Origin of the sequence: Terriglobus albidus (genome assembly GCF_025685425.1) — a bacterium.
GTDB lineage: Bacteria > Acidobacteriota > Terriglobia > Terriglobales > Acidobacteriaceae > Terriglobus > Terriglobus albidus.
This window is the reverse complement of sequence record NZ_JAGTAS010000020.1, coordinates 90,887-104,046: the sequence shown is the minus strand read 5'-3', so window position 1 is coordinate 104,046 and position 13,160 is coordinate 90,887. Positions and strand designations below refer to the sequence as shown.

At 59.1% G+C, this 13,160-nt stretch carries 11 protein-coding genes; 3 read left to right on the top strand and 8 right to left on the bottom strand.

The genetic code is table 11. From position 1 onward, the window contains the following. On the bottom strand, positions 1–360 hold the full coding sequence (locus OHL21_RS01385; RefSeq protein WP_263415457.1) for a YciI family protein: 360 nt from the start codon (positions 358–360) through the stop codon (positions 1–3). 226 nt (positions 361–586) lie between these two features. On the opposite strand from OHL21_RS01385, the gene OHL21_RS01380 reads away from it, so the two are divergent. Next, positions 587–2,209, top strand: a complete 1,623-nt coding sequence (locus OHL21_RS01380; RefSeq protein ID WP_263415456.1) for an inorganic phosphate transporter — start codon at positions 587–589, stop codon at positions 2,207–2,209. A 150-nt stretch (positions 2,210–2,359) separates the two neighbouring features. Then, positions 2,360–4,267: a YXWGXW repeat-containing protein gene (locus OHL21_RS01375; protein WP_263415455.1), complete on the top strand. Its 1,908-nt coding sequence runs from the start codon at positions 2,360–2,362 to the stop codon at positions 4,265–4,267. Between the two features lie 400 nt (positions 4,268–4,667). On the opposite strand, the gene OHL21_RS01370 is transcribed toward OHL21_RS01375, so the two are convergent. From OHL21_RS01370 to OHL21_RS01340, 7 genes are all read right to left on the bottom strand, one after another. Continuing rightward, positions 4,668–5,429, bottom strand: a complete 762-nt coding sequence (locus OHL21_RS01370) for an alpha/beta hydrolase (protein WP_263415454.1) — start codon at positions 5,427–5,429, stop codon at positions 4,668–4,670. Positions 5,430–5,572: 143 nt separating this feature from the next. Next, on the bottom strand, positions 5,573–6,934 hold the full coding sequence (locus OHL21_RS01365; RefSeq protein ID WP_263415453.1) for an Nramp family divalent metal transporter: 1,362 nt from the start codon (positions 6,932–6,934) through the stop codon (positions 5,573–5,575). Positions 6,935–7,286: 352 nt separating this feature from the next. Next, positions 7,287–8,099, bottom strand: a complete 813-nt coding sequence (gene kdsA, locus OHL21_RS01360; protein ID WP_263415452.1) for a 3-deoxy-8-phosphooctulonate synthase — start codon at positions 8,097–8,099, stop codon at positions 7,287–7,289. 64 nt (positions 8,100–8,163) lie between these two features. Further along, complete coding sequence (locus OHL21_RS01355) at positions 8,164–9,024, bottom strand: helix-turn-helix transcriptional regulator (protein ID WP_263415451.1); 861 nt, start codon at positions 9,022–9,024, stop codon at positions 8,164–8,166. 81 nt (positions 9,025–9,105) lie between these two features. Continuing rightward, positions 9,106–10,242, bottom strand: a complete 1,137-nt coding sequence (locus OHL21_RS01350) for a tetratricopeptide repeat protein (protein WP_263415450.1) — start codon at positions 10,240–10,242, stop codon at positions 9,106–9,108. Then, complete coding sequence (locus tag OHL21_RS01345; protein ID WP_263415449.1) at positions 10,239–11,483, bottom strand: DUF4331 domain-containing protein; 1,245 nt, start codon at positions 11,481–11,483, stop codon at positions 10,239–10,241. The genes OHL21_RS01350 and OHL21_RS01345 overlap by 4 nt, the downstream gene beginning before the upstream one ends. Then, a complete protein-coding gene (locus tag OHL21_RS01340; protein WP_263415448.1) occupies positions 11,483–12,448 on the bottom strand; it encodes an alpha/beta fold hydrolase in 966 nt (321 codons plus the stop codon). The genes OHL21_RS01345 and OHL21_RS01340 overlap by 1 nt, the downstream gene beginning before the upstream one ends. Positions 12,449–12,732: 284 nt before the next feature. Here OHL21_RS01340 and OHL21_RS01335 point away from each other — a divergent pair, with 284 nt between their 5' ends. Continuing rightward, positions 12,733–13,098 (top strand): hypothetical protein, encoded by a 366-nt coding sequence (locus tag OHL21_RS01335; protein WP_263415447.1) that lies wholly within the window; start codon positions 12,733–12,735, stop codon positions 13,096–13,098. The last annotated feature ends 62 nt before the right edge of the window (positions 13,099–13,160 follow it).

The following is a 13,160-nucleotide window of genomic DNA, read 5'->3' as shown; positions in this document are numbered from 1 at the left end:
TTAGTTTTGGTCCTTACGTTCGACGATAGGACGGACCTCGATCGATCCGGTACGGGCCGAGGGGATGCGCGCTGCGATGGCGACGGCCTCATCCAGATCGGCCGCTTCCACCATATAAAAGCCGCCGAGCTGTTCCTTTGTCTCCGCAAACGGGCCGTCGGTGACCGACTGCTTACCATCCTTAACCCGGACCGTGGTTGCCTGCGCCACGGGATGGAGCTGCCGGCCCGCCAGAAAGTGGCCGGAGTTCTTCAGCGACTGTGTCAGGGCGCCGTATTCGGCATACATATCAACAAGTTGCGCCGGGGGCAGAGCGTTGAGCTTGGCTTCGTTGTCGTAGATTAGCAGTAGATATTGCATGGGTTCCAGGCCTCCATTTGCCTGTCTGCGGGTTAATCGAACAGGCCGAAGACAGATCGACAGGGTATGAGGAAAAGATGAGAGGAATTTTTTGGATTTCACTAGGAATGGTGCAACCACTCCCGTTTTTAACATCTCTGTAACAATCACGTAGCCTTCGGCAGTGCCGGGATTGGTACTATCCCATGAGGCGGCTTGTCCAAGGCGAGCGCGCCGGAGTGTATGTGTGACGGTAGCCGTCAAAGAAGGCGTTAGTCAATCCGCTGCTTTACAGGCCAAACTCAAACGCACCCCAGGCAAGAAGAGCTTCGGTGTCTTCGGCGCCATTATTTTGGCGGGAATTGTGTATGCCGGGGTTCATGTCGCCAACGACCTGAGCCGGGTTCACAATCTCAGCGGATGGCCGTATATTCTGCTCGGCCTCGCTCTCCTGATCGCCCTTGGCTTTGAGTTCGTCAACGGCTTTCACGACACGGCCAATGCCGTAGCCACTGTCATCTATACGCATTCGCTCGATCCGCATGTTGCCGTGATCTGGTCCGGCATCTGGAACCTGATCGGAGTGCTTACCTCCTCGGGCGGCGTCGCTTTCGCGGTTCTCTCGCTGCTTCCCATCGAAATCATTCTTAAAGCCGGTTCCGGAGCGGGATTTGCCGCGGTCTTCGCTCTGCTGCTTGCGGCCATTGCCTGGAACCTGGGCACCTGGGCGTTGGGACTCCCGGCGTCCAGTTCGCACACTCTGATCGGATCGATGATTGGCGTTGGTATCGCCAACCAGTTGATGAATGGCGCCAACGGCGCCAGCGGCGTGGATTGGGGCCAGGTGGGCAATGTCTTCCGCGCGCTCTTTATCTCTCCCATCGCCGGTTTCTCGTTCGCGGCGCTGATGCTCATCATCCTGAAGCAGGTGGTGAAGGACCAGCAGCTCTACGAGGCGCCGGTCGGCAATGAGCCCCCTCCGTTCTGGATTCGCGTCCTGCTCATCCTTACCTGCACCGGCGTCAGCTTCGGGCACGGATCGAACGACGGTCAGAAGGGCATGGGACTCATCATGCTGATCCTGATCGGCACGGTTCCCACGGCCTATGCGCTAAACCACGCTCTCGGCTTCTCGCAAACTCAGGACTTCGTCGCGGTCAGCGAATCGGCCGCGCGTGTCTTCCAGCATTACGCTCCGCAGGGCATCGAGGTGAACGACGCCAGGACAGTGCTGACGGCATACATCCGCTCCAAGGAGCTGGTGCCCGACGTCATTCCGGCGGCGCGGCGTATGGCCGATGAGATCACCCATCAGGTCGCCCCGCATCATCAGCTCTCTGATGTTCCGGACGATCAGCAGCGCAATGTTCGCAACGATATGTATATTGAGAGCGAGACCCTGCGCCTGCTCGCCAAATCGAATGTCGAAAAGGGTGTTCCGCCCTTCACCGCGGCCGACAAAGACACTCTGAAGAACTACGAAGATCATCTCGATCACGCGACCAAGTTCATTCCGGTGTGGGTCAAGGTGGCGGTGGCTCTCGCGCTCGGCCTGGGAACCATGGTCGGCTGGCGGCGTATCGTCATCACGGTGGGTGAGCGCATCGGTAAGGAGCATCTCACCTACGCGCAGGGCGCCTCGGCGGAGATTGTTGCGGCGGCTACCATCATCGCCGCGGACCGCTTCCATCTGCCGGTGAGTACAACCCACGTGCTGAGCTCAGGCGTGGCCGGAACCATGCTGGCGAACGGAAGCGGCCTGCGCATGCAGACCATCCGCAACATTCTGCTGGCCTGGCTCTTCACGCTGCCTGCCGCAGCGTGTATTGCGGGCGGTATCTACTACGCGCTCCGTCTCTTCGTGAAGTAAACCTCTGCAACCCCGTTTGCAACAAAAAGATGCGGCAACGCGTGCGAGCGGGGGCGTGTCTATCTATAGGTATCAGCCGGGCGGAGAGAAAGATCCGGTGTGAAGAGGTGACCTATGGGTGGGAATGGAAATGCTCTCAGAATCAGTGTGATGGCGGCGTTTTTGGCATTGCCGCTGGCCGGCTGCAGGGGTAGCAGCGTACAGGCGGCGCTGCAGGAGCCGGGAGCGGGAAATCCTGCCGACTCCAACCTGGCCCAGGTGCCCATCCAGGGAAATAGCCAGCAGAATGAGGCTGTAACTCAGGCACAGACCTACCAGGGTGGTCAGCCTACCGCGCAGACCTATCAGCCTGCCCAGACGCAGGCGCAGCCGGCCTATCAGGATTCCAATACACAATATGCAAATCAGGATCCGAACGGCCAATATCAGGATCCCAATCAGGGGCAGTATGACGAGGACACCTATCAGCAGGGCGCGGATGCGCTCGACGAAGTCGTCGCCGACAACCCGCCACCTCCGCTACCGGAGTATGAGCAGCCTGAAGCGCCCGGACCTGACTACATCTGGACTCCTGGTTATTGGTACTACGCCGATACGGGCTACTACTGGGTGCCGGGTGCGTGGGTGTATCCGCCGTATGTAGGCGCGCTCTGGACCCCCGGCTACTGGGGCTGGTATGGCGGCCACTATCGCTATCACCGTGGCTACTGGGGACCGCACATTGGTTTCTACGGCGGTATTAACTATGGCTTCGGCTACATCGGTTTCGGTTATCAGGGCGGTTACTGGAACGGACCGCACTTTTACTACAACCGCGTGTGCAACCGTGTTCCTCCGCACGTGACGTACGTCTATCAGCGCAACATCACGGTCATCAACAATACCTACATCAACAACACACGCGTGGCGTACTACGGTGGGCGTGGTGGTATTAATCGTCCCCCAGCTCCGCAGGAACGCTTCGCCTTCCGCGAGCAGCACGTCCGCCCGATGACTCAGCAGCTCGTGGTGCAGCGTGAGGCGATGCAGAACCGCAACGCGTTCTTCGCGGCCAATCATGGACGCCCACAGGTTGCCGCGGTGAATCGTCCGCTGCAGGCGGATCGCGGCTTCCAGCGTCTGGCTCCGAATGCGGTGAATCCGCAGTGGGCGGCACGCCAGCAGATGGTGCAACAGCGTCAGCAACAGCAGCAACAGATGCAACCGCATCAGCAGCAGCCGAACCAGCAGCCGCAGAGTCAGGCGGTGCGCGGCGGCTTCGGACGGAACCCCGGCCTGGTAGCTCCGGGACAGGGTGCTAACCAGGCTCCGCAGAACATTAATCGTGGCGGTTTTGACCAGCAGCGGATGCAAGATCAACGTATGCAGGAGCAGCAGCGCCAGCAGCAGATGATGCAACAGCGTCAACAGACGCAACAGCAGCAACCCAATCAACAACCGCAGAATCAGGCAGTGCGCGGCGGTTTCGGACGGGATCCTGGTCTGGTGCCTCCTGGCCAGAGCGCTCCCCAGAACCCGCAGAATATCAACCGCGGCGGTTTCGACCAGCAGCGGATGCAAGATCAACGGATGCAGGAGCAGCAGCGCCAGCAGCAGATGATGCAACAGCGTCAACAGGAGCAGATGCAGCAGCGCCAGCAACAACAGATGCAGGAACAGCAGCAGCGTCAGGCTGATCAGCAACGCCAGATGCAACAACGACAGCAGATGGATCAGCAGCGCCAACAACAAATGCAACAGCAACGTCAGCAGGAGATGCAGAACCAGCAGCGTTCGCAGCAGATGCAGGAGCGTCAGCAGCAAATGATGCAGCAACGCCAGGCTGACCAGCAGCGGCAGATGCAGCAACAGCAAATGCAGCAGCAACAGCGTATGCAGGAGCAGCAACGCCAACAACAGATGCAACAGCAGCAGCGTCAGCAGATGGATCAACAGCGTCAGCAGCAGATGCAGCAGCGCCAGCAACAACCGCAGCAGCGAATGGAGGTCCCACGCCCGCCACAGGGAGGTGGACGTCCTGACCAGCCGCGTGGTGGCGAACACGGCCACGGACGGTAGTGAATACACCCTAGAAAAGGGGAGGCCAAAGCCTCCCCTTTCGTTTTGTTATTGCGAAAATAACCGTGCGATGCATATCGATAAAATTTGTTAGGAATTATGGGTTATCCGAACCCACCCTAGCGTTGCGAGGGTGGGGCACCCGGGCACGGAAGAAGCAGATCTCTCCGCCACTCTGAGAGATGACAAACAAAGATGCCATCGCTAAAAGCGCTGAAGGCGCGTTCTATACCAGCCTAGGGCGAAGCCCTAGGTCTCGGGGACATTGAACGAGGAAGGGCTGAAGGCCCGTTCTATAGAGCTCCAGCGCAATCTGTCGATACTCTTTGGTAGCACGGCAAGTCAAGAATGCCGTGCTTTATTTAAAGGGATGACTTCAGCTTCCGGTGACAATGAAGTACTAGCCAAGATGCTCTCGAAACCAACTCACCAGCTTCTCGGTGACGTCAGGCCAAATAGCATGCATGTCATGTGGAGCCTCAGGAAACACCTCCAGTACCGATCCCTCTGGAAGACGATGAATCCCCTCGTGTGAAGTGGCCGCAAGCATGCGTTCCTCATCGTCTCCTCCACCGTGAATCAGCAGAACCGGAACCGTGATGGGACTCAAGAGCTCTTCCGAAGAGAACGTGCTGAAGCTATCCATCAGTACATGTGAGGCGAGCACGACAGGTCTGAGCTCTGACCTTGACGGCACAGGCATGATGCCGGTGCGGCGCAGCTTGTTGACCGCAGTCTGCGGGAAGAACTCGTCGAAGTTGTAATGCACCGGCCCGGTTGCTGCTCCGGTAGCGGCAAGCGCCTTGATCTCCGGCGTGAACGACCACAGTGAGATGGTTCCACCAAGCGAGTGCCCATAGAGTCCGATGTGTGTGAATCCCTGCTGCTGTAGAAAACGGATTGCGGAGCGGAGATCGTCGCGCAGGCCTTCGGGTGTGAGTGTGTCATCGTCCGACTCTCCGCATCCGGCAAAGTCATAACGCAGCGTGGAAATGCCCGCGGCATTCAGTGCATCAGCCAGCGCAGGTAGACGTCCGCGTCCGTTGCGGTCACTCGCGAAGCCATGCGAGAGGATAACGGCGTGGGTGGAACTGGCAATGACGAGGTCGCCGACGAGGGTGTGGCTGCGGCCGTTTGCAAACGTGACACGCGTTTCCAGCATGACTCCAGCTTAGCGGCAGTGCCTTATGTTTAGAGCATTTTTCCTGTTGCCGGGTATCGCGGAAGAGGAGTGCAACGGCGTTTTCATTGCGGAAAACGCCCATAGATGCGGAAACCCTACGCTACACCCACAGGACAAATGCTCTAGCGAACAAATGTCTGCCACAACAGCAGCACGTTCAGACTGACGATGATCGTTACGATCAGCCAGCCGGTGTACTTCGTCCGTTTACTGTTGGCAAAGCTATCCATCACATCGCGGCGGCTGGTGAGTAGAAGCAGCGGAATCAGAGCAAAGGGAAGAGCGAAGCTCAGTACTACCTGAGAGAGGATCAGGATCTTCAGCGGATCGAGGCCGAGACCGATGACCACCAGCGCCGGAATAATGGTAAGAAAGCGGCGCAGGAAGATGGAGAACTTGACGTTGAGGAAGCCTTCCAGCACCACCTGACCTGCCATGACTCCGACCGTCGACGAAGAAAGGCCGGAGCAAAGCAGGGCCACGGCGAAGACCGTCGCTGAGATACCGCCGAGCAGCGGACCAAGCGTATGGTGCGCATCTTCGATGCTGGCTACCGGCGCCAGGCCACGCGCGGCGAAGCTGGCAAAGGCTCCCGCAGCCATGATGATCATGGCCGAGTTGATCAGCCAGGCGCCGTTCATGGCGACGAAGACGTCGACCAGCTCGAAACGCAGATAGCGCGACCGGAAGTGTCTTCCGGGAAGGCCTGAGCGATGGGTCGCCTGCTTGATGCGGGGCTGCACCAGGGCGGAATGCAGATAAACCACATGTGGCATCACGGTAGCACCCAGCATGCCCACCGCGACGTAGATGCTGCCATGCAGATCTGTGCGATCAAACGATGGGATAAGCGCGTGGAAGGCAGCAAGCTTCCAGTCCGGATGCACCAGAAAGATCTCGATGGCGTAGCAGATGCCGATCACACCGACGAACGCCATGATGCCCCATTCCAGGAAGCGGAAGCCGGCAAGGTCGAGCGCAAGGATCAGGAAGACACAGATCGTGGTGAGCATCGCTGCGGCAAACATCACGCCGGTGCGCGACCAGCCATGTTCCAGCAGCGCCGGTCCGAAGAGCAGATAGAAACCCAGGGCCGCGCCCAGAAACTCTGCCAGGTCAGTCGCCAAAGCGGCGATCTCCGCCGCGACCCACAGGAAGATGTTGGTGCCGCGCGCGTAGACCTTGCGGCAGTTCTGGGGGAGGGTAAGTCCGGTAACGATGCCCAGCTTGGCCGACAGGTACTGGATCAGGATGGCCATGGCATTCGACCACAGCAGGACCCAGAGCAGACGATAGCCGTAGCGGGTTCCGCCATCGATGTTGGTGGCGAAGTTGCCGGGATCGATGTAGGCGACCGATGCCACGAACGCTGGACCAAAGTACGTCCACAGCTCGCTGCGCTTCAGCTCCGGCAGCAGGCGGAAGCGGCCGTGCGAGGTCGCTTCGGTAGCTGGCGTCTGCGATTTGGCCTGGGTTTCAATCACGGATTCTTAGGTGTGCCTAATTTAGGCTAGCCTAATTCTAGCATCGAGATGTTTTTGTTTGTCATCCCGCAGGGATCCGCTCTTTTGTTTCCTGATAACAGAATGTGGAGATATCGAAAATCCGACAGAGCCCACGCGCTGGGTGCCCCATCCATCGCGGAGCGATGGTGGGAAATTCGGGCCTTTCTGATCCGGGAGAAACCCAGGGCTTACCCGATTACTTTTTAACTTTTACCAGCGAGCTGAAGCCCGCTGACCACCCCAGCCAGCAAGCTGGCCGGGGACCCCGCTGTTCCCACCAGTTTTAACCCATTCTCTGGGCCTGTTCCGGACAACGAAGTTATTGCCAGTCCTACATCTGCACTGCCTGATGCACCGCCAGCAACTGTTCCAGTACCCGCTTCAAATGATTCAGATGCAATGCATTGGCGCCGTCGCTCTTGGCGTTCGGCGGGTCGTCGTGGACCTCCAGGAAGATGCCGTCGATACCTGCGGCGACCGCCGCACGGGCGAGCACGGGGATGAATTCCGGCTGACCGCCGCTGACGCCATTAGCAGCCGAGGGCGTCTGCACCGAGTGAGTTCCGTCGAAGACTACCGGCGCAAAACCGCGCATGATGGGCAAAGAGCGCATATCGACAACGAGGTTGTTGTAACCGAAGCTGGCGCCGCGTTCGGTCAGGAAAACGCGCTCATTGCCGCTCTCGCGGATCTTCTCCGCGGCGTGGCGCATGTCCTGCGGAGCGACGAACTGGCCCTTCTTCACATTGATAGCCCGTCCAGTCTCGGCTGCGGCGATCAGCAGATCGGTCTGGCGGCAGAGAAAGGCGGGAATCTGCAGCACATCGACAGCTTCTGCCACCGGAGCACAGTCCTGTGGCGTATGCACGTCCGTCAGCACGGGCAGACCATGGGCTTCGCGCACAGCCTTCAGGATGCGGCAGCCCTCCGCCAGGCCGGGTCCGCGAAAGCTCTTGATAGAGGTGCGGTTGGCCTTGTCGTAGCTGGCCTTGAAGATATAGGGAACGCCGAGATCGGAGGTAATGCGTTGAATCGCATCCGCCATCTTGCGGACGTGGGTCTCGCTCTCGATCACACAGGGGCCTGCGATCAGAAAGAGCTTGCCGCCGCCCACTCGAACTCCAGAGAGATCAAAGGAACTCATACTTCTTAGGATTGGAACACAAGTATCGGCGGAATTCGGTGCCGCCAATGACGGAAGCGGTCGGTCAGCGGCCCAGAGCCGATTGTTTGAAGGCAGATGGAGATTTGCCGTAGGTCTCGCGGAAGGCGGCGCTGAAGTGGCTGTGACTGGAGAAGCCAAGATCCAGGCTGAGCTGGGTGAGATCCTCATACTTTTCCAGAAGGTCGAGCGCACGCGCGAGCCGCAGCCGTAGCTGATAGCGATAGAGCGGAATGCCCTCCACCTGTTGAAAGACCTGCGTAAGATAGACTGGCGAACAACGAACTTCAGCGGCAGCATCCGCAAGTGTCCAGCGCCGTCCAAGGTCGCTTGCTATAGCCAGCTTGGCGCGGTCAACCAGACGCTGGCGGCCTGAACTGCCGCCAGCGGTGTGGGCCACACGAGGCCCAAGAGTATGTTCCACGAGCGCCAGAGCGAGCGTCTCGGCTTCCATCGGGGCGGCAACTCCCTGGCGCAGCCGGTGCCGCAACGTCGCGAGCAGAGATTGAGTGCGGGTATCGACACGAAGCCGTTGCGTCTTATACGTCGGCTCGGAGCGGTCCACCAGAAGCGACACCGGTGAAAGCTCTGCTAATAACGATGGAGAGAGAAACAAAGACAGGCTGGCGTCTCCACCTTCGACGGGGTGACTGACGCGATAGCCCTCGCCACGGTTGAAGAGCAGTACCTGATTCGCTTCGGCAACGGACTGATCCCGTCCGACGTGACGAACGTAAGTGCCGCGATACGGAAAAACAAGCTCGGTTGCGGTCGCGTGCTCTTCCGGGCTGTGTCCCTTGCAGGTACCGGCGCAATAGATGTCGCGCACCGAAATACTGGGGGAGTGCAGCAGAAGATCGACCGAAAGTTCCGGTGTTTCCGATTTGTCGTGGCTCTTGGGTGGCACGGCTCTGGAGTCTGGCACCATGAAGCATACCACCGGCAGATGCGCGTTTTTCTTCGATGTGCGAGCCGCGAGCGCGGGTTATCAGCGGGGCAGAGTACGGTCGAGGCTCTGAAGATAGATCCCCACAGAAGGCCCATGTGTCCAGAGCAGTGTCTCGGCTTCTTTCTGCCTGCCGCAGACCAGAGCTGCCTTGACGGCGAGGGCAACGGAACGATCAGTCTCGCGATTGTGAAGGTTCTGCAAAGCAAGCTCCCAGGCGCGTTCCGCGTCATGCCCGGCGCCGAGATAGAATTCGGCGGCATGATCGGCAAATGCCAGCGGCGCATGACCTAGCAACAGCTCGAAGCGCTGTCGGGCATGCTCAATCTCTCGCCGGCCTTGTTCCGGATGGGCGGCTCGCAGATGCAGCGAACCCAGTAAAGCATAAGCTTCCGGTTCATCGCTGACTTTGATAACGCCCTCTAGCCGCTCGATGGCAGACTGTGTCTCGCCGCGAGTTGCTTCGATCTCTGCAAGATTGATGTTGGCTGCTGCAAATTCGGGAAGGTAGCCGAGCGCCTGCCGATAGAACGCCTCCGCCCGCCGTAGATCCTGACCCTGATCCGCCCACATCAATGCGCGTGCAAAACAGATCCACGCATAGGGAAACGGAAGCGTGGTATGCAGATCGGCCAGAGCTGCGGCATAGAGCTGATCGGCTTCACGCACTCGGCCAAGCATCGCATATGCCGTAGCGAGCATGGTGCGCGAGGCAAGCCCGGGATGCTGTCTGGCCTCGGCTTCGAGCGACAGGCTTACTTTGTCTGCGCTGCCGGTTGCGATCAGGATGGAAGCTCGCAGCGGTACTGTCTGGCCACGATCGGCTCCTTCCGCCTCCGCGGACTCGACATCGTGAAGTGCATCGCTGAACCGGTGTAGCGCAGCCCGCGTGCGTGCTCGCTGCAACAGCGCTTGTGCGGTAACGGGTTGCTGGAGCTCCGTGAGAGCGGAAGCACGCTCCAGCGCATCGTAATCCGCTAGAAAACGCGCCCTGGCAAGCAGCAGATCTTCTGCACCCAATGAGTTCCCAACCTGCGCGATCTGCGCGTCAAGGTTCGCGATGGCAATAACACCGGCAGTGGTTTCCCGTGCAGTATCCGCGCGGTTTTCACCTGCGGCGGATACTTGCAGAGCGAGGCCGATCACAATGCTGATAAGAGAAAATCCGAGTCTATTCATGGTTTCGCCAGAAAGGGGAAGGTACTGGTGGAGTGTTGCTTGTCATCGTGCAGCACGCCATCATCGACACCGCTGATACGGCCAAGCGTCAGGAGCGAGCGAAAGACATTGTTCGCGTCATAGTTGGGCGTTCTGCCGCCGCAGTCGTTCGGCAAAGCGTCAGAACGATGAAGGGCGTTGAATTCGACAGCAAGAAACTGTGTGCATACACCGGATGCGCTGTTGACCCAGATGCGATCGTCCGCAAGCAAGGCCGCGAGGGGCTTATAGCGCTGCGCAGGCGCCGCGTGAGCATTCGCCAGCCACTGGTTCCCGCACTCTCCATCGAAGCTGTCGTAGAGGCCAAGCGTCGCCGCGATGTCCCGCGTGAACCGCGGCCATCCTGAGCGTGAGACGCGGTTATAGGCCTCTTTCCGGCGGTCGCTGATTGTTTCCGGCGCCAGCGGACTGCCGACGAGAGCGTTCTTGATCAGAGGACGGGCGGTGCGCTCGATCTGTTCGCCAAGTGTTGGCACACCCGCACGTCTGCTCTTTCCAGAATGTGGGATCCGGTGTACGGATCCCCATACGGCCAGCAGCTTGCCTCCGCGCGCAACGGTATCGACATCGATGGAGACAACCAGTGCCGAAGTCTTCCAGCCGGCGAGGAAGTTTGATGCCGGACCACCTCCGGTGCGGCGCCACGTACCGAGAATGGCCTGTGAAGTGGATGCGTCGAAACGAGGACAGCCCGCACCGTCCACGGAGGTTCCGTGTTGCAGGGCCGCCTTTGCCACATCGTATGCGGCCCGTGTCCCCTTGACGTTGTTGAAGAACGGATCGTCCCGCAGGCCCGCAAAGACCGTGAAGCTATGGGCTTCGCTTTCAATGCCGGTTTCGACATCCGCGTTTCCCTGAACATGATCCGCCCTGTCCGTCCAGCATTCGATGTTATTGGCAACATCGAACGAACAGACGACGACGGCGCTTGCAGAAGTGGCTCCAAAGCGGCTTCCGCTGTCGATGTGAAAGACGTATTGCAGCCTGTCGGAAAATTTGTGGGCAACGATGTCCATCACCAGATTCAATCGCCTGCCGTCGGGAGACATCCAGGCATAGAGATCGCCGATATCCGCCGCGGGGTCTTTGATGACGGTCGGTGTATCCAGATGATCGGAGGCGAGCGCGGTTGCAACGGAGAAGAGACCTGCCATTGCAACCGCAAGCAGAAGGCAAGAGGCCGTATATCTGCAGAAGTTCATCACAGGCTCCATACGAACTCGGCTTCTTCAACGATGAGGGAGGGCATCTCTTCGGGGAAGAAGAGCTTTGCTCCAGGCACAAGACGGTATCCAAGCGAGTTGCCAACGGTGGCATGGAAGTACTGAGGACTCTTCTGCGAGAAGATAGTGTCGCCTGTGCCCCACAGGACTCGCGTCGCGACGGAAGATGCTTTGAGTTTGGCGCTGATACCCGCCAGCGGGTTGGGCGCGAGCGCGGCGGCGTAGGCATTGGTCAACTTCTTCCGCTTCTCGGACTTGACGAGCGGTGCGAGATAGATATCGATAGCTTCATCACCCGGATGTTGAGGGTTGGCATAGCACATGCCTCCAAGCCCGGCTTCAGAACGGGCAAGCGGCTTGTCCACCACCCACGGCGCCAGCCACTCGTCGGCAAACCTTCCCTTACGGCCAAGCTCAATGACGGGAGCAACGGCCTGAGGTGGACTGTCAGGCTCGGCATCGCAATTGGTCAACAAAAGACTCTTGACCCGCCGCGGATAGCGAACGGAAAAGAGCTGGGCGACCGCGCCTCCGCTGTCGTTGGCGACAATATCAACATCTGCAATGGAGAGCGTATCCAGTAACTCGGCAAGCATCGCGACCTGGGCCTGGGGTGTGACCTCCTGGCCTTCGGCAACTTCGGTGTAGCCGAGCCCGAGGAAGTCTGGAGCGATGCAACGATGTGTCTTCGCGAGCTGCGGAAGGACGCCGCGCCATTGATAGCTGTTCAGTGGAAAGCCATGCAGAAAAAGGGCGGCAGGCCCCTTCCCGAGGTCGAGGTGGGCAATACGGCCCTGCGATGTGGTGACGAACCGGCGTGTGGCATGGAAGTCAGCCGCACTGAGTTCTGCAAAAGGTTTAGAGCTCTGGCCGAAAGAGATTGGGCATGTGGCTACATACGCTGCGGCGGCGCTGCTGAGGCGAAGGAAATCTCGACGATGCATGAAGGACAACTCCCTTTGTTGAAGAACCGAACCTTAGTAGGCCACTGCAGGAAAGGGAGGCGCTGTCAGAATCTTTAGCGATTTTTTTTATCGCTCCGGTGGAAGATCTATTTGTGCGGTAGGGGAATATCCCAGAGGCAAAATGAATCCTTTTCAACCGGTCATTGCTCTTCCTGTATGTGAAGGAGATGTAACAGAGGGAAGAGATTAGAGAATTTTCCCCGTCGCCTGGGTATCCCGGAAGCGGAGTTCAGCGGCGTCTTTATTGCGGAAAACGCCCATAAATGCGGAAGCCCTACTCCACACCTACAGGAAAAATGCTCGATCCCGGCGGTTCTGGAAGCGTGGATGGCACAAGGTACGCCGTTACGGCTTGGGATGTGCGTTCCCCTCGGAGTTCGCCCCCCCCGGGCCTCTACCCGGCACGCGCGCAGCCTTCTGCGGTGGCCTCTATGACGGGGAAGGGGCTGCCCCACAAGGGTACGGAGGTGGAGATCTCCTTCGAGAAGCTGACCTCTCCGGCTCGGCTGAGCGAGGTCCGGATTGTTGTTCATACCCCCTCGGAACTTACCCCGGAGCATACCGCCGGAGTCAATGGCAGCGTGCACCGCTGTATTCTGCACAATACGCTCGCCCATTACCAAAAGTAATGGTGGAGGTCGGGGCTCGCTCGTAGTATGTGTATAAACACGGTCTGAGACGGTGCCCTATT